Below are 17469 nucleotides of genomic sequence, written 5' to 3'. Positions count from 1 at the left end.
CGCCGGCAGGATCGGCCGGCAGAAGGGACGCCTTCTCAGGCGGTGACGGGGACGAGCTTCGTGAGTGCGTCGCCGAGGGCGAGGAGCTGTGCGGCGGTCAGGGCGGCCGATCGGGCGAGGTCGAGGACGCTCATCCCGATCGGGACGGAGACGGGTTCGGTGGAGACGAGTCCGGGGACGTGCGCCTCCAGCGCGGAGCGGGCTCCGGGCACGGCGAGGAGGTCGACGAGGGGCAGCATGAGCAGCTCGTGAGCGGCGAGATCCTCCGCGCGCGGAAGGGGCTCGGCCACGGCCGCGGCACGCTCTCGCTGGGCGCGCACGAGCAGGTGCTCCCTGCCCGGATCACCCTCGGTCGGGAGTCCGAGTCGGGTGAACTGCGAGGCGGGAGCGTCGGCGGCGCGCAGTGCGTCGACGAGCAGCCGCATCATGCGCAGTTCGGCCTCGTCGTCCACGAGTGGGTGCTCCTGGCCGGGGTCGGTCGAGAGGTCGAAGAGGAGGGTGCCGTGCTGCCACGGGTTCATCCACCCCGGCGTCGCGGGCATCCGCATCGTGCGGACGCCCTTCGTGAAGGGGAGTGGCTCGGACGGCTCCCAGGCCGTCAGCTCTGCCGGCGCGAACCGGGAGCGCATGTGCGTGGGCATCAGCGTATACTCCTCGAGCGGAGTGTTCGACTGCTCCGCCGCCGCGCGCATGTACACGTAGCGGCCGTCCGTGACGTTGACGTGACCGCCGTGGATCCCGAACAGCACCGAGTCTCGGGTCAGCGCCTCCTCCGGCAGGGCGAGGTCGATGCCCTGCATGTCCGGGGTGGGCTCGAGGTCGAAGAAGCGCAGCAGGGTCGGCGCGATGTCGATGGTCTGCGCGAGCTCGCCGCGGCGGGTGTCGCGCTCGGCCGTGCGCGGGTCCCAGAGGAACATCGGCAGATGCACGAGCTCGTTGTACCAGGGCTGGACGGACTTGGCCCACCAGCCGTGCTCGCCGAGGAGGAAGCCGTGGTCGGTGTTCACGATCAGCATCGTGTCGTCCCACAGGTCGTGCTCGTCCATCGCGTCGAGCACCCGGCCCAGGGAGCGGTCGCACATCGAGACCAGCGCCGCGTACTCGAGGCGGGCGTGCTCGACCTGCGACTCGGGCTCGGTCACCTTCTGATAGCCCGGCCAATCGAAGACGGGTCCGTCGTACTCGTGCGGGTACCTGTCCTTGTACTGCTGGTGCGCGAAGAACGGCTCATGCGGATCGAACAGCTCGATCTGCAGCATCCACCGGTCCGCGTCCGCGTTCGTGTCGAGGAAGTGCAGCCCCGCGTCGACGGTGAGCGTCTGCGAGTGCTCGGCCTCGGTCGGCATGTAGGAGCGGTTGACGACGTCCTGACGCAGCATCCGCTGATGCACCGGCGCGGACGGATCGACCTCGGACACGTGTCCCTTCCAGGGATCGCCCTCCTGGCCGCGGAAGAACTCCCAGGTCGAGTAGCGCGTGTGATAGGTCGCACCGCCGTCCTCCCAGTAGTGCGGGTGGTCGCTCGCCAGGTGAGTGTGGACGCCGGCGTCGCGCAGCAGCTCCGGCATCGAGTCGTCGAACGGCTCCAGCGGACCCCAGGACCGGTGCAGGAAGTTGTAGCGGCCGGTGTGCATCTCCCGGCGCGCCGGCATGCAGGGCATCGAGCCGGCGTAGAAGTTGTCGAAGGTCGCCGCGCGCGCCGCGAGACGGGCGAAGTTCGGGGCATCGACGATCGTGTCGGCGTACGGCGAGAGCAGGTGGCGGTTGAGGCTGTCGAACATCAGCACGATCGCCTTCACAGCTCTGCTCCGATCGCGGTGGTGAGGGGCGGGAGCGAGGGGAGCGGCGCGCCCTCCGGCGCGTCGAGGAGGAGCGATCGCAGAGCGATGCAGCGGGCGACGTGCGCGTCCTTGGACCGGGCGCCGCCCTGGTGCTGCCATTCGGCGACCAGCTCGGCCAGTTCGGGGTCGAAGGGGATCGAGGTCTCGACGTCGGCCCGGCGGTCGCGATTGCGGTACAGCGCGATCTCGTGCTGCCGCGCCTCGATCTCGACGTCGAGCAGATGCAGCAGCTGCTCCCGGGTCATGAAGCCCGCGAAGGTGATCCGGACGCCCAGGTCGGGGTCCTCGAACCGCGTCGGCGGCGTGTAGGGACCGGTCAGCCAGTCGAGGAAGATCGTCGAACCCTCCTCGGTCACCCGGTAGGTCTTCGCATCGGTGGCACCGGGCCGGCTCTCGACGGTGTGGCTCACCCAGCCGCGATCCTCCATGCCGGCCAGTGCGCGGTAGACCTGGCTCATCTGCGTATTCGAGCGCAGGAAACGGCCGTGCGTATCCATGAACTTCTTCAGTTCGTACCCGGTGCTCGGGTGCCGCAGCAGCACTCCGAGAAGAACGTTCTCGAGCTTCATCGTCTCGCCTCTCCGCATCACGACTCCGTGATCTCTTGGGGAGACCATGACACAAGTGGAACTGACCCGTCAAGGATTCCATTCACTTTGTGTCACGCTCAGCGGGAGCGCGGCCGCTTCACGCGCGCCCGAGCACATCTCGCCGCAGCGATCTCCCACTGATGGCCGAGAGCGTGCGACAGGAGGCGCCGGAGACCCCGCCGGATCGGCCGTGTCGGATTCACCCCCCGGGCCTCGTCGCGTTGCCCGCCCGGCCCGCGCCCCACGCCGCACCCAGGCCGAAGAGCGTGTCCACGCCGTAGTGCTCCATCGCGGCGGAGATGCGGCGGCGGCCGGTGCGGGGGTTGATGCCGAGGCGGTTGGAGGCGCTGTCGAGGGTGTTGCCCTGCTGCATCAGACGCAGGAGCGGCAGCCAGGAGTGCTCGTCGCTGCCCAGCGGGTCCGCGCGCTGCCAGAGCTCGTCGAAGTAGGCGCGGACGATGTTCGCGAGGCCCGCGTGGCGGACTCCGAGCACGCTCGTCGGGGTCGCCTCGCCCCAGACGAAGGGGAGCGCGATGTGGTCTCCGTCGACCCAGAACCAGCCCGGCGGCCGGTCGAGCGAGCGGTACTCGAGGCCGACCCGTCCGTAGACGGCCATCCGCTCGAGCACTCGCGGGTCGGCGGCCGCGGACGAGGGGACGATGATCCGCACCGTGTCCCTCTCCTGCAGGGCGTCACCGAAGCGGACGGCCCGGTCGATCGGCGCCGTCATCAGCCGGTCGATGCTGGCGAACACCGCGACCAGGGAGCCCGACGGGGTCCCGACGAGCTCCCACAGCAGGTCCTCCGCGGCGTAGGGCCCGTGCCGCAGCACCGTGGGCACCAGGTCGGCCGCCGCCTCGCCGGTCGACCAGGCGCGGAGCACGGTGGGCAGGTTCTCGAGGATCTTCTCGATGCCGGACATGGCGTCCTCGGCCGCGACCCGGACCCGGCGGGTGTGCACCGAGACGGCCTCGTTCGCCCAGTCCGCGGGCGGGGGATACGCCAGCAGGTCGCCCGCGCCGCCGATGAGTCCGCGGTCGCGGAGCCGCTGCACGGCCGCCGCGACCTGCGCGGGCTCGAGGTGGGTCGCGAGCACCGCGTCCTCGAGCGTCGCGGGCCGCCCGCGCAGCAGGATGCCCAGCAGGGTCTCGTCGTCCATGACTCCCTCTCGGTGACGAACAGTCCGTCTCGGCACGAGAGTGCCGGGACGAGGACTCGCCCACAAGGTGCTCCGGAAGCCGCTCGGACCTGGTAGTGCTGCGCTGTTCGCGTGGTCAGGGGGCGCGATCAGCGGGCGCGGTCGGCGGCGGCGTCCCGCGTCAGGCGCTCCGGGTCGTCCGCTGGAGCAGGTGGCGCGCGACGTCGATGGCGAGCCCGCGGTCGTGGGTGAGCACGAAGTCGTAGAGCCCGGCCGCGTGCCGAGCCGGATCGACCTCCCGTGCGACGAGGGTCGCGGCGAAGTCGACGGTCAGGACGACGACGTCCCACTCCGCCGCGAGCGGCTCGTCCTCGTCGATCTCCTGCACCCGGATCGCGGGGGAGAGGGAGTCCGGCGCTCCCGCCGCGAAGGCGAAGACCAGAGCGCACTCCTCGGCCAGCGCCGCGTAGCGGACGGCGGTGCGCGGCGTGAGGTTCGACCCCTGCTGGAAGGTCGAGAGGAGGATCGCGGAGTCGCCGCTCGCCCGCGCACGCGCCTCGAGGAAGTGGCTCATCTGCAGGAGCAGATCGCGGGAGGAGCGGCGGCTGGGCAGCACGGAGGCCACGATCTCGAAGGGCGTCCCCGCGCCCGCCTCGTCCGCCGCGGGCCCGACGACGTGCCGGAGGAGCGAGGCGGAGGGCGCCGCCGGGACGACCGGGGACGGCCGGCCGAGGAGCCAGCCCTGCCCGTGCGTCGCGCCGATCGCCCGTGCGGTGAGCAGATGCTCCTCGGTCTCGATGCCCTCCGCCACGACGACCACGTCGCGCGCCGCCGCCAGCGTGTTCACGGTGCTCATGATCCGGGCGGCGTCGGTGTCCGCGTGCCCCTGGATGATGCGCATGTCGATCTTGATCACGTCGGGATCGATCAGCGGCAGCAGGGCGAGGGAGGCGGGGTCGGTCCCGAGATCGTCGATGGCGATCGCGTGGCCGGCCCGGCGCGCCTCCTCGATCACCGCGAGCAGGCCGCCGGGCGAGGCCAGGAGGGCGCGCTCGGTCACCTCCAGGACGATCGGCGCGGGGGAGGCGATCTGCTCGAGGAGGCCCCCGCGCAGCGACTCCGCCTCCACGTTCACGAAGAGCGCGTGCGGAGTCGTGAGGCCCGCCGCGGTCGCGGAGCCGAAGGCGCTCCGCCAGCAGGCGCCGTCGAACTCGGCGATCCGGCCGTCGGCCTGCGCCGCCTCGAGGAGCTCGAACGGGAAGGCGTCCCCGCCGGCCCCCTGGACCCGTGTCAGCGCCTCGTACGCCGCCGGCCGACGGGTGGTGAGGTCGACGATCGGCTGGAAGACGGTCGTCAGGACGGGGGAGTGCACGGCCGCGATTCTACGGGCGGGACGGCGGGCCGCCTCCTGCGCGCGGCCTCGCCGACCGGCCCCTTCCGGGGGCGGCCGAGGACTCGCTGCGTCCCCGGCGCCGGGGCGAGGAGCCCGGAGGCGCGTCAGCGACGGGAGCGGCCGAGCGCCTCCTGCAGGAGGGGTCGGAGGGCGTCGCCGTCGACGCCGCGCACGACGGGGACGCCGGCGACGTCGTCGACGTCGGGCGCCGCTCCGGGACGGGCCGGTGCGACCCGGCGGAGGGCGATCGCGGCGACGGCGTCCGGGTGGCGGCGGGCGAAGTCGCTGTAGAGCCGCGGGTCGTGCTCGCCGTCGTCGCCGACGAGGACCCAGGAGAGCTGGGGGAGGTCCTCGCGCAGGCGGGCGAGGCAGTCCCGCTTGTGCTCCTCGCCGTCGCGGAACCACCGCCGCGGGCTCGTGCCCCAGTCGGTCATCAGAACCGGTCCGGTGGGGAAGCCGCGCCGGGCGAGGAACCGCGAGACGACGCCCGCCAGATTCCACGGCCCGTTGCTGACGTAGACGACGGCGGTCCCGTCCTGCCCGGCGATCGCCTCCCGCAGCAGCTCCGCCATCCCCGGCACCGACCGCCGGGTGGCGCTCGTCGTCGAGAAGGTCCGCCAGGCCGCGCGCGCCGGATGCGAGATCCCGGTCACCCACACCGTGTCGTCCACGTCGCAGACGACCCCGCGGGCCGGCTCCGAGGTGACGACGTGCACCGTCACCGGAACGGGAGCGCGACCGGCGACGTGCAGCAGGGCCTCCGCCGGCCCGGGCTCGAGACCGTCGGGCACGGCGAATCGCGCGTCGACGATCCCCGCGCCGTCGCTCGTCCCCGTGGCGCTCGCGCCCGCGAACTCGATCCGCACCGGCACTCCGGGGCGCTCGAGGGTGAGCAGGCGGTGCCAGGCGCGCAGTCCCCGCCGCGCGGACGGCTCCACCGCGGCCGGGGCGAGGACGACCCGCGCCAGGACCCGCGCCGTTCCCGCGCTCGCGTAGCCGGAGAAGGGGAGCAGCGCGGGGGACCAGCCCTGCTTCCGGGCCCGAGCGGAGAGGCGATCGCGCAGCCCGGTCTCGGCGCGGTTCGCGACGGAGAGCGAGACGCTGCCGAGGCGGCGGAGGACACGGGGCGGAGTGGGCATGGGGCACGCTACCCCGGGCCCCGCTCGAGCGCGAGGAGAGCCGACCGCTCGGCCGGCAGCGGCCCTCGCGGACCGCCCATGTCGGTGGTCGTTCGTAGCCTGCTGCGCAGTTTCGATCATCCGGTCGACGCCTACGGCTTGCGGAAGCCCTCGAATGCGAGACGGCAGCCGACGATTGACACTCCCGGCCGCTCGCTGTGCAACATCCGATAATGCACATTATGTCAGGTTTGAGTTGTGGGATCGCGGGACGGGTTCGCTTCGGGCGGTTTCGACGACATGCTGCTGAACGGCAGGGCATTACCTGTGCCGCGCGCCTCGATGGGGGCGCGCAGCCGCGCAACGCCACGAAGCGGTCCTCGCTCGTTCGATCTTCCAGGCGACCGACGAGCAAGTCGACAGCGGTTCGCCCCACCTCTTCGATGGGCTGCCGGAAGGTCGAAAGGCCGAGTCAGCCGTTGTGGCTTCGGAAGAGTCTCCAGATCAGCATGGCGACGGCCATGCGCTCGCGGCCTGCGGGCGATCGAAGATCAACTTGTAGAGCTTGGCCAAGGCGAGTGATGCGGCCCTGCATGCTGCTGTGGTGGAAGTTGGCGGCACGCGCTGCTGATCTCAGAGAGTCTGCATGGAGGTAGTGGTCGAGGATGTCGATTGCCTCTGCCCCGTGTGGCCCTGATGCCAGTCGTTCGAGGTGAATCACGTCGGGCTGTTCCGCTACGACCGCGGGGTCGAGAGAGCTGACCAGGCGTAGGGCTCCGAGTGTGTCGGAATCGAGTAGTCGCGGCCATGATGAGGTGGCGCCGGCGAAGCGGAGCGTGTCGCGTGCGATGACCCAGGATCGTGGTGCGTCGAGAATGCCGACGATGGGTCCGCTCGCCGCTCGCCCGGTGATGCCGTGCGCGGCTGTCCAGTCGACGGGTTCCGAGCCGACAGCGATCACCAGCGAGAGGTGCTTCGACAGTGGTGCGATGTGCACCGGCCGCTGCCAAGCAGTACGGAGAAAACGGGTGGCGGGTTCATCCAGCGTTGATCCTTCTGACTCGACCGCGATGAGTTGGATAGAAGTCGCTGGTTGTAACCCGATAAGGCGTGCAGCGCGAGACCTTTCCGCCTCTGTGCTCCTTGCGTTAACGAGGAGTTGCGCGAGGGCCGGGTCTGAAAGCCCTGATGCGGCGTCTACCCCACCTGAGGGACGTTGGCGCGCTAGGACAGCCGTGACAGTCAACGCGAAGCGCTCGAGGATGAACTCGTCGAGCTCGTGACGGGTGTCGCCTCGTTCCAACCAGAGGGTGCCGTGTTCGTTGCTGCCCGCATCGACGTTCGCGTGCTGCGAGACGTGAGCTGCCGATCCCGCCAACAGTGCGCCGTCGCTGGAGTACCGGGTCGATAGTCCTCGAGAGGGGAGCTCTACTCCTGCGGGACAGTCGGCGAGAACTGCTGTCGCTCGTACCACGGCGTCAAGGTCCGGGTTGTTGGAGGCCAGCTGGTCGAAGTATGCGACGACACGAAGCGCACGCTCTCCGGGAGTGTCGACGTTGAGCAGCTTCACCATGAGGCCCTGCATGCTCTGATCCTACGAGCAGGATCGCCCTGTGACCGCCATCCGTCTGGTCACAACGATGACATCTGCCAATTGGCGGTCTGCGTAGCGGGTGGCGAGCGGGATGATGGCGGAGTGACTGTCGACGGACTCCCCTTGCGCCTTGATCCTGAGCTGGCTGCGATCAGCGTGATGATCCCCAGCTTCGACTTCACCGACGTTGAGGGATCGCGCCGTTTCGAGCAAGAGCTCGTCGCTCAAGGCAGGCGGACTGTCGAGGGTGTGGTCACCGAGGATGTACTCGTTCCGCGTCGCGATGGTTCAACTGTCGCCGCCCGGATCTACCGCCCCGAACAGATCGGGGTTCTGCCGGCCGTTCTGTACATCCACGGTGGCGGTTTCGTCCTCGGCGGATTGGACACGGAGGACGACCGTTGCGCCTACTACGCGCGAGATGCGCACTGCACGGTCGTTTCCATCGACTATCGACTAGCACCCGAGCATCCCTTCCCGGCAGCGTTCCACGACTGCGTCGATGCGCTCTGGTGGATGCACGACGAAGCGACTTCGCTCGGAATCGACAGCCGGCGGTTGAGCGTCGGAGGTAATAGTGCTGGGGGTGCGATCGCGGCCTCCATCGCCCTGGCCTCGCGCACCGACGAAGCACCCTCCCTTGTCCATCAGCTCCTTGTGAATCCTGTGCTGGACTGCCGGAGTGAGACCGCTTCGATGCATCGATTCACGACCACGCCGGGCTGGAACCGGGAGCAGAACCTCCTGATGTGGGAGCTCTACTTGGGTGACTCCGCGGTGCCGGTAGACCATCGGGCTGCTGCGGCTCTCACTGATGACGTCGCCGGTGCGCCGCCCGCGTCCATCTGGGTTGCGGAATACGATCCCCTCCGCGACGAGGGCTACGCCTACGCGCAGCGGCTGATGGCCACCGGCGTCCCCGTCGGGATCATGCAGTACCCGGGCACCATCCACGGCTTCGACGGCTACCGGATGACCAACGTAGGAAAGCGCGCCCTGGCAGACCAGATCACCGCACTCCGATGGGCTCTTCGCACCTGAATCGACAAACGGCGAGTTTCGTGCCGTGAAGACAGCCAAATGGCGGTCAGGGGATTTGGGTGGCAACCGTAACGTCGGTGGCACACCTCAAGTCGTCTCGAATCCCGTAGGCGCAGCATCGCTCTACAGCTGCGGCCACGCTTCGTTTCGGCCCCGGAAGGACAATGATGACCTCTCGCGCCCCCGTCGATCCCGACGTCGTGACTCTGATCGCCGACGCACCCGCCATCCTGAACATCGATCCCGCTGCGACGGCAGATCAGATCAGGACCAGGGAGGCTCGCCTCCACTCGTGGATGCGGGGCGACATTGAGCCCGAACTCGACCGTGTTCCGACGCGAGAGGATTCCGTCGCTGGAGTGCGCGTTCGCTGGTACGGCGATGAGCGACAGGCCAACAACGACCTCGTGGTGTACCTCCATGGAGGTGGCTGGCTCGCCGGTGACGTCGATTCGTACGACCCGGATGTTCGCCGGCTCGCCGCGCACCTCAGGCTTCCCGTCGTCGCGATCGACTACCGCCGGACGCCTGAGCACCCGTTTCCGGCGGCCATCGAGGACTGCATCGCCGTCCTCCGTGAGCTGCAACGGGGTCCTCACCGATCACTCTCCCTCGCCGGAGACAGTGCCGGGGGAAACCTTGCCCTCGGTGCCGCGATCGCCCTGAAGACCGAGAGCATCGTGTCGTCGATGCTCCTGCTCTACCCCGTGGTGGATCCGACGGCGTTCGACAACCTCTCCTATACCGACAACGGTGCCGACTACCTTCTGACAGCCGATGCCATGCGCGGATTCTGGGACTTGTACGTGCCCTTGGATGAGCACCGCCGTCATCCCAGCGCGGCCCCCCGCTTCGCGGAGCTCGAAGGGCTCCCGCCGGCGGTCGTGGTCAGCGCGGATTTTGACCCGCTTCGCGATGAAGACCGCGAACTCGCCTCACGCCTCATCGCCGCCGAAGTGCCGACCACTTACCTGCCCAATCCCGGGCTCACTCACGGCTTCCAGCAGATGGTCCCCCGCATTCCCGCGGCGACGAGAGCCCTCAGACGCGCCTACACCGCCTTCGCGATCACGATCGCCAGCACCGGAGCCCCCTCTCCCCTGCTGCCGGCGCCGACGCGCTGACCTGGCCGAAAGGACACCGCCATGACCACCTCGCACATCGTCCACTTCGGTGTGGGCAATTTCCACCGTTCCCATCAAGCCAAGTATCTTCACGAGCTGCACCAGCAAGGCCACGACCTCGAATGGACCATCGTCGGAGCCGGGCTGCTTCCCGGAGACGTCCGCATGCGCGACGCCCTCCAGGCCCAGGACTACACCTACACCCTCGTCGAGCGTGCCGCCGACGGCACCGATGAGGTGCACCGCGTCGCGTCCATCTCCGGCTACCTCTACGGCCCTGATGACCCCGCCGCGCTCATCGAATTGCTCGCCGACCCTTCTACTCGCATCGTGTCGCTGACCATTACCGAAGGTGGCTACAACCTCTCCGACACCACCGGACGGTTCGATACCAGCAACAGCACGATGCGCGCCGACACGTGGCGGAGCGAGCAGCCAATGACCGTCTTCGGTTATCTCGCCGCCGCTCTGCGCCGTCGGCGACGCGCGGGCGTAGAGCCGTTCACTGTCATGTCCTGTGACAACATCCAGAACAACGGCGACATGGCGCGCGAAGCACTCGCATCCTTTATCAGAATGACCGACCTTGATCTGGCCGACTGGGTCGAGGAGACCACCGCATTCCCCGGAAGCATGGTCGATCGCATCACCCCCGTCACGACTGACGCGGATCGGGAGTGGGTCCGCGCGACCACCGGGTATGAGGACGCGTGGCCGGTCATCAGCGAAGACTTCACCCAGTGGGTGATCGAAGAGAACTTTCCGACCGGCCGTCCCCACTGGGAGAACGTCGGGGCGCAGCTCGTCGAGGACGTCGCACCGTTCGAGACGATGAAGCTCCGAATGCTCAACGGGTCCCACCAGGCGCTCGCGTACATCGGTCTCCTGAACGGCTACACCTTCGTGCACGAAGCGATGGCCGACGTCACAGTCGCAACCTTCGTGGACGTCTTCATGACGGAGGCGCAAAGCACAGTGCCACCCGTCGAGGGAATCGACTTGCACGATTACCGTGCCCTGCTCCAGCAGCGGTTCTCCAACCCCGCAATCCGCGACACGCTCGAGCGCCTCGCTACCGATGCCAGCGACCGCATCCCCAAATTCGTCGTCCCGATCGCTCAGGATCTCCTCCATCAGAATCGGATAGCGCCCGCCACGGCCGCTGTCATCGCCAGCTGGGTTGCAACTGCTGACCAGAGCCGCCGCTCCACTCAGCCCCTCAAGGACCGCCAAGCGGGAGACGTTGAGCAAGGACTCCTCGACGAACGAGTCGTCTCCGGGTCATTCCTAGATCGTCCCGACTGGTTCAGCACGCTCGGCGATGACCCCACCTTCCGAGCGGCGTACACCTTCTCGCTCGACCACTTCCGCCGACAGGGTGCTCCACTTCTCCCGGCCGCCACCCCCAACCGCTGACTCCCTCTTCTCCCTTCTCTTTCCGCTTCTAGAAAGGCATCATCATGAACCGCACCAGCCGCATGATCGCGCTCGTGGGCACCGCCGCCCTCGCAGTGTCCCTCAGCGCTTGCAGCGACGGACCGATCGGCGCGTCCAGCGACACGACCGACAACGCCGGCAGCGACGCCGTCAGCGTTCAGTTCGTCAACCCGCTGCCCAACTACCCGGCCTGGCGCGTGATCGGCGACTGCATGGCCGACCAGGCCAAAGAACGCGGAGTCGACTTCACGGAGACCGGGCCCACCGGGCAGGCCATGGACCCGACCACGATGATCGAGCAGATCCAGGGCGCCATCGCGAACAAGAAGTCGGGCATCATCACGCTCCCGGCCAGCGACGCCTTCGGTCCTCTGCTCCAGCAGGCCCGCGACGCGGGGATCGTCACCGCCACCATGTACGGAGACGGCGCGGAGGGCAGCGGCGCCGACATCAACGTCGGCATCAACTGGACCGAGCTCGGCAAGGTCTACATCGACGAGGTCGAGAAGCTCCCCGGCGACAAGAAGCTCGGAATCGTCACGAGCGCCGACACCGGAATCGGCAAGCTCTTCATGGACGGCGTCAAAGCCGCCGTCGCCGACTCCGACGACATCGAGATCGTCGGCGAGGTGTACACCGGCGATGACTCCGCCAAGGCCCTCGCTCAGACCAATGCCCTTCTCACTGCGCACCCCGAGGTGAACGTCATCGTCACCAATATGGGCACCGCCACTCAGGGCGGCATCTCCGCCATCGAGTCCAAGGGACTCACCGGGAAGGTCTCCTTCATCGGCAACGGCCCCGATAACGGCGGCAAGGAAGCCATCGAGAACGGAACCGAGTACCGCTTCCTGCTCCAGGCGCTCTGCGATGGCGGCAAGGACGCGCTCGACGCCGTCGCCGACCGCCTCGAGAGCGGAACCGCTGCCGGCGGCGACGCCACCCTCATCGACATGGGCACCCGGATGGCCACGAAGGACGACTACGCCGAGTACGTCGAGAAGGGCTGGTCGTGACCGACACCGCCGCCCTCGAACTCCGAGGCATCCGCAAGTTCTTCGGATCCGTCGCCGCCCTCGAGCACGTCGACCTCGCCGCCTACCCGGGCGAGATTCACGCCATCGTCGGCGACAACGGCGCCGGAAAGTCCACCACCATCAAGATCATCACCGGAATCCACCGAGGCGATGGCGGAGACATCCTGATCAACGGCGACATCGTCGAAGGCCACGGCGCCAGCACCCTCGAAAAGGGGATCGCCGTCGTCTACCAGGACCTCGCCCTCGTCGAATGCCTCGACATCTCCACCAACATGGCGCTCGGAAACCTCCCCAAGCGCTTCGGAATGCTCCTCGACCGCAAGCGCATGGACCGAGACGCCGCCAAGGTGCTCACCGACCTCAACGTGCGTGTGGGTGATGTGAAGACCCCCGTGGGGCTGCTCTCCGGCGGCCAGCGTCAGGTCGTCGCCATCGCGCGCGCCGTCCGCATGGACACCCCCACCATCCTGCTCGACGAACCGACCGCCGCCCTCGGAGTGCAGGAGACAGCTCAGGTCGGACGGATGCTCGACGAACTCCGCGCTGCAGGCAAGGCCGTCATCGTCATCAGCCACGACCTCGACTTCGTCTTCCAGCACTCCGACCGCATCACCGTGCTCCGGCTGGGGAACAGCGTGGGCACGCGTCGCACCGCCGAAACGACTCGCGACGAGATCATCGGGATGATCACCGGCGCGATCCCCCGCGGCGCTGCGGCTGCCGCATCGAAGGAGAAGTCATGACACAGATCACCTCGACCGCCCCCGCTCCCGTCGTGACCGCGAAAGCAGCACGCCGGATCCCCTCGCTTCTAGTCCGCCAAGAAGCCTCCCTGCTCGGTGTCGTCGCCGTCATCGTCATCGCGGCGACACTGATCAACCCGGCGTTCCTGACCGGCGACAACATTACGGAGATCCTCCGCAGCTCCGTGATCTACTTCGTCATGGCCTGCGGCGCGGCGCTGCTCATCATTGGCGGAGGACTGGACTTCTCCGTCGGCGCGATCTTCACGCTGAGCGCCCTCACCGGCACGTCGCTGATGAAGATCGGTGTTCCGATCCCCCTCGCGATCCTCGCCGCCCTCGTCATCGCCGCCCTCGTCGGCGTGCTCAACCACCTGATCATCACCTACTGGCATGTCCCGCCGATCATCGCCACCCTCGGAGTCTTCTTCGTCGTCCTCGGCGCCAACTCCCTCATCACCGGCGGCCTCGACGTCCTCCCCCTCCCTCCTGAGTTCGTCCGTCTCGGACAGGGCTACTTCATCGGCATCCCCAACATCATCTGGATCGCCGTCCTCGTCGGCATCGTCACCTGGTTCGCTCTCGAACACACCCGATTCGGTGTCAACATCCGCGCCCTCGGCGGCAACCGAGCAGCAGCCGTCGCCAACGGACTTCACGTCAAGAAGCTCGACCTCGCGCTCTACGCCATCGCAGCAGTCACCGGCGGCATCGCCGGCCTGCTCTACTCCGCACGAGTGGGCGCCGGGCAAGTCGAAGCAGGCGGCTCCGCGACCACACTCGTCGTCGTCACCGCCGTCCTCATCGGAGGCGTGAGCCTGCTCGGAGGACTCGGGAACATCACCGGCGTCGCCATCGGCGCCGTCCTGCTCTCCCTCATCGACAACGCGCTCATCGTGTCCCGCATCCCACCCCAGTTCAACAACATCGTCGTCGGCGCCATCCTCGTCTGCGCCGTCGCCGTCGACCACCTCCGCCGACAGCAGCTCTACAAGCGCCGCTGAGAACACCAACCCAGCAGCAACCGTGCCTACACCAATAAGCCACCACCCACGGCTCTATCGGCGCAGGCGCTGTCGCGCGTCGAACAACACCATCTCGAAGACACAAGCCCCGGAGGGAAGAATGACCACGACAGGGCATCAGCCGGCTATCGAGAAACAGCGCCCTAATAGCGTGGCTCCCCACATCCTGGTCATCGGTGAAGCTCTGATTGACATTGTCGAGAGGGACGGCGCGAGCAAGGAATACGTCGGCGGCTCCCCCGCCAACGTCGCTCTCACCCTCGCCCGTCTGGGCCGCAACGTGTCCCTAGTGACCGACATCGCCGATGATGACCGCGGCCGGCGCATTGCCGAGCACCTCGGCGCCTCCGGGGTGGATGTAATCCACGGTGACGCGCCACGCACTTCGACCGCTCGCGCCGTGCTGCGTGAGGACGGCTCGGCCGAGTATGTCTTCGACCTCTCGTGGAACCCGCCTACAGCCGATCCGAGCGACGCCACCCACGTGCACACCGGCTCCATCGCTCTCTACCTCGAGCCGGGCGGCTCCGCCGTGCTCGAGCTACTCGAGGGGCTGCCGGCCGGAGTCACCGCGAGTGTCGACGCGAACATCCGCCCGGCCCTTGTTGGAGAACACCGGGAGGCACTCGCGCGCTTCGAGCGGGTCGCGGCGACCTGCGAGATCGTCAAGCTCAGTGACGAGGACTCCGAGTGGCTCTACCCGACAATGCAGCTCGACGAAGTGCTGACCCGGCTGCTCGCACTCGGCGCGCAGCTCGCGGTGATCACGCGTGGAGGCGAGGGGCTGTTGCTCGCCTCCTCCGTTGCGCGCGTCACGGTGTCCGCCGCGAGGATCGTGGTCGCGGACACGATCGGCGCGGGCGACTCCGCGATGGGAGCGATCCTCGACGAGGCCTTCCGGCAGGGGCTGGGCGCGCCGCAGGGGATGCTGCTCGATGAACCGTCGTTGCGCGCGATCGGGCGGTGGGCCGCTTGCGTCGCGGGCGTGACAACATCCCGAGCAGGCGCCGATCCCCCAACACGGGCCGAGCTCTAACACGGCTCCGTTCTCCGTCCGAGAGCCGGGTTTCAAGCGCAGAAGCGTTCCCGAGCAAGCCGATCACTACCTGCGGATGAGGCGGCTGACAGCTACGCTTCGGCGCTGCTTGCTGAGATGACCAGTACGAGCAAGGTCGTCTCCCGTCCGCTCGCGCACTCACCCTGCGCGAGCATGCCCACCGCGATCGGACCAGTCGCGCCCTCGGATCGTACGCACTCATCACCCGTTGGGCCCGATCACAGGACACAGGCTGGAAGCTTCGAATCGACCGCAGGTCGCGCCGCGGGCTACATCTCGTTCAAGAAAGTTGCAACGACGATTCTCGATGTCTTCGGACCGAAGACCCTGAGCGAAAGTACTTCAGGCGCTCGAATTAAGTGCGTGCTCAGCTTGTAGCAATCCGAGGGTGGTTCCGGGCACGTATTCTCCTCGGAATACCTCGTGCGCGGGCTCGGTCTGGGTGTTGTCCAAGCGGCGCATCATGATGTCGGTCGCTGCTATCGCCATCGCCTCCACGGGTTGGCGCATAGTTGCGAGGCCGAAAAGTGGCGACCGGTACACGCCAACTCCGTCGAACCCGGTGACAGAGACGGCTTGAGGACTCAAGATTCCCGAGGTGGCGAGTACTTCCAGAGCACTGACCGCGGTCGGGTCGTCACCGGCCATGACGGCCGTGACTCCGGAGTCCACGGCGGCACGTAGCGCGCCGGGGAATGTGGCGTCTTCCGCTCCGGGGATGCCTATTACCGATGTTCCCGCTGCTTCGAGGGTCTCTCGGTACCGGGTGGTGCGTCGCGATCGCCAGCCCGGCAATCACGGCCGGAATCGTGCCGCCTCCTCCAAATCACCGGTGCTCATTGCGCGGACGCTGCGTGTACAGCGGCGGTTGTAGGTCGGGTGGGAACGCACCCTCGACCGGTGGTTCGTAGGGCAGCGCCTCCCCGATGCGGTTCTCGTCGGTGGAGTCCGCGAAGGGCCCGTCTGGGGAGAGTAGGACGCTCATGTGCGGGTCGCAGTGGTTGATCCACCACGCGCTCATCCCGGCTTTCGGGTCGGCGCGTGCGGCCTCCCACGCCCGCCACAGGGCTTCGATGCGCTGCTGCGCTTCCTTGGACTCCCACCAGGCTGCTTTCCACCGCGAACCGCCGCCGGAGCCCTGCGCCATGACTCGGCGCCGGTAGGTGCCAATGAGCTGCTTGCGCACGAACTCATCCGCGGATCCGAAGTGCGTTGTCGGCTGCTCCCCCGCGTCGACGTCGACGCTCACCGCTGCGGTGGTGGGCTCGTCGGCGCCGAACGGGTCGTCGTCGTCGTAGTCGCTCATGCGTGAGTCGCCGGCGTGAGGTCGTGCCCCTGCTCGGTGGACGGCGTGGGCGTCAGCGGTGGCGCTGGACCTGGTCTGTGGTTCGCGAGGGAAGCGTTGATTGCGGCGACGAGCGGCTTGGGGCCGTCGAACCATGGGACGGGGCGCAGGATGGCGGCGCGGGAGCCGGAGGACATGAGGATCGCCCTCCCGATCTTGCGTCGCTTTTTCGGTGTGGGGAGGTTCGCGAGCTCGGCGACGTCGAGGATCAGTTCCCGCTTCAACGCGCTGGTGGTGGAGCGCACGCCCTTGTTGATGCTCGCGGAGGTCGTCTCGCGGTCGTAGGTGCCGATCAGCTCGGACACCATCCGCAGGAAGCCCGTCTCGGAGATTCCGCCGGCGTAGATCTTCGCGTTCGCGGCCGACCAGAGCTTGTCCATGCCCTCCCGTCCGAACACGCTGACGCCCTGCGACCAGGACTGGAACACAGACATGATGGGGATGCCTCGGGAGCCGTAGTGGCTGTAGAGGTCGGGGAGGTCCCGCCAGCGGCAGACGTTCGCTGCCTCGTCGAGCACGCCGAGCATCGGTGTCTGCATCCGACCTCCCGGCGAGACGGCCGCCAGCTCTTCCGCGGCTTCGACGGTCGCCGCGGTGAGGGCGAGGACGAGGGGGCCGGCGCTGCCGGCGCCCTCCTTGGACAGGCTGTAGAGCGTCCCGGTGGAGCGCACGAAGGCTGCCGGGTCGAACTCCGGCCGGGTGTCGTTCTCGCCGGTGCGGTTCACCCACTGGCGGGTGCCGGAGTCCTTCAAGCAGGACGCCATGCGCCGGGCAGTGGAGTACACCGACCCGCGCTCCCGGTGCTCCAACCGCGTTGCGCCCTGCAAGCTTTTGGCCATCAGCGGGAAATCGCTCGAGGCCAGGATGTCTCCGGCCGTCTCGTCGCCTGGTTTCGTCGTCCACTCGTAGACGTCGGTGATCGGGCGGCATGCGGATGAGGGGCTGCAGGCTCGCGCTGAGGAGGGCCGAGTGCCATTTTTGGG

General features: G+C 68.1%; 16 protein-coding genes. 7 read left to right on the top strand and 9 right to left on the bottom strand.

Features of this window, described 5'->3' with window-relative positions; genetic code table 11:
- Positions 1-35: 35 nt before the first annotated feature.
- The 6 genes from MT351_RS08230 to MT351_RS08205 all read right to left on the bottom strand — a co-directional run bounded on the left by MT351_RS08230 (position 36) and on the right by MT351_RS08205 (position 7665).
- Positions 36-1799 (bottom strand): sulfatase, encoded by a 1764-nt coding sequence (locus tag MT351_RS08230; protein WP_243581869.1) that lies wholly within the window; start codon positions 1797-1799, stop codon positions 36-38.
- Positions 1796-2383 carry a PadR family transcriptional regulator gene (locus tag MT351_RS08225; protein ID WP_243581868.1) on the bottom strand — a complete coding sequence of 196 codons (588 nt, stop codon included), beginning with the start codon at positions 2381-2383 and terminating at the stop codon, positions 1796-1798. The genes MT351_RS08230 and MT351_RS08225 overlap by 4 nt, the downstream gene beginning before the upstream one ends.
- A 247-nt stretch (positions 2384-2630) precedes the next feature.
- Entirely contained in the window at positions 2631-3590 is a 960-nt protein-coding gene (locus tag MT351_RS08220; protein ID WP_243581867.1) for a hypothetical protein, read from the bottom strand.
- 160 nt (positions 3591-3750) lie between these two features.
- Positions 3751-4941 (bottom strand): EAL domain-containing protein, encoded by a 1191-nt coding sequence (locus MT351_RS08215; protein ID WP_243581866.1) that lies wholly within the window; start codon positions 4939-4941, stop codon positions 3751-3753.
- A gap of 125 nt (positions 4942-5066) precedes the next feature.
- Complete coding sequence (locus MT351_RS08210; RefSeq protein ID WP_243581865.1) at positions 5067-6101, bottom strand: App1 family protein; 1035 nt, start codon at positions 6099-6101, stop codon at positions 5067-5069.
- Between the two features lie 451 nt (positions 6102-6552).
- Positions 6553-7665 carry a helix-turn-helix domain-containing protein gene (locus MT351_RS08205; RefSeq protein ID WP_123737038.1) on the bottom strand — a complete coding sequence of 371 codons (1113 nt, stop codon included), beginning with the start codon at positions 7663-7665 and terminating at the stop codon, positions 6553-6555.
- Positions 7666-7776: 111 nt separating this feature from the next.
- Here MT351_RS08205 and MT351_RS08200 point away from each other — a divergent pair, with 111 nt between their 5' ends.
- From MT351_RS08200 to MT351_RS08170, 7 genes are all read left to right on the top strand, one after another.
- On the top strand, positions 7777-8715 hold the full coding sequence (locus MT351_RS08200; protein WP_132437228.1) for an alpha/beta hydrolase: 939 nt from the start codon (positions 7777-7779) through the stop codon (positions 8713-8715).
- A 167-nt stretch (positions 8716-8882) separates the two neighbouring features.
- Complete coding sequence (locus MT351_RS08195; protein ID WP_165909108.1) at positions 8883-9839, top strand: alpha/beta hydrolase; 957 nt, start codon at positions 8883-8885, stop codon at positions 9837-9839.
- Between the two features lie 21 nt (positions 9840-9860).
- Positions 9861-11255 (top strand): mannitol dehydrogenase family protein, encoded by a 1395-nt coding sequence (locus MT351_RS08190; protein WP_243581864.1) that lies wholly within the window; start codon positions 9861-9863, stop codon positions 11253-11255.
- A 44-nt stretch (positions 11256-11299) separates the two neighbouring features.
- Entirely contained in the window at positions 11300-12292 is a 993-nt protein-coding gene (locus MT351_RS08185) for a sugar ABC transporter substrate-binding protein (protein ID WP_123737034.1), read from the top strand.
- Positions 12289-13059 carry an ATP-binding cassette domain-containing protein gene (locus MT351_RS08180; protein WP_207901735.1) on the top strand — a complete coding sequence of 257 codons (771 nt, stop codon included), beginning with the start codon at positions 12289-12291 and terminating at the stop codon, positions 13057-13059. Before MT351_RS08185 ends, MT351_RS08180 begins: the two co-directional genes overlap by 4 nt.
- A complete protein-coding gene (locus MT351_RS08175; RefSeq protein WP_132437231.1) occupies positions 13056-14063 on the top strand; it encodes an ABC transporter permease in 1008 nt (335 codons plus the stop codon). The genes MT351_RS08180 and MT351_RS08175 overlap by 4 nt, the downstream gene beginning before the upstream one ends.
- A 121-nt stretch (positions 14064-14184) precedes the next feature.
- Entirely contained in the window at positions 14185-15120 is a 936-nt protein-coding gene (locus tag MT351_RS08170; RefSeq protein WP_132437232.1) for a carbohydrate kinase, read from the top strand.
- Positions 15121-15483: 363 nt separating this feature from the next.
- On the opposite strand, the gene MT351_RS08165 is transcribed toward MT351_RS08170, so the two are convergent.
- The 3 genes from MT351_RS08165 to MT351_RS08155 are packed head-to-tail and all read right to left on the bottom strand — an operon-like array spanning position 15484 to position 17250.
- The gene (locus MT351_RS08165) at positions 15484-15936 is read right to left on the bottom strand and encodes a substrate-binding domain-containing protein (protein WP_132437233.1); all 453 of its coding nucleotides are present in this window, start codon (positions 15934-15936) and stop codon (positions 15484-15486) included.
- 31 nt (positions 15937-15967) lie between these two features.
- Complete coding sequence (locus tag MT351_RS08160; protein WP_123737029.1) at positions 15968-16447, bottom strand: DUF4913 domain-containing protein; 480 nt, start codon at positions 16445-16447, stop codon at positions 15968-15970.
- Positions 16444-17250, bottom strand: coding sequence for a type IV secretory system conjugative DNA transfer family protein (locus tag MT351_RS08155; RefSeq protein ID WP_243581863.1), 807 nt, complete (start codon positions 17248-17250; stop codon positions 16444-16446). Before MT351_RS08155 ends, MT351_RS08160 begins: the two co-directional genes overlap by 4 nt.
- Positions 17251-17469 lie beyond the last annotated feature (219 nt).

The organism is Rathayibacter sp. VKM Ac-2926, assembly GCF_022815565.1.
In the GTDB taxonomy this organism is placed as follows: domain Bacteria; phylum Actinomycetota; class Actinomycetes; order Actinomycetales; family Microbacteriaceae; genus Rathayibacter; species Rathayibacter festucae.
This window is presented reverse-complemented; position numbering and strand designations above follow the sequence as displayed.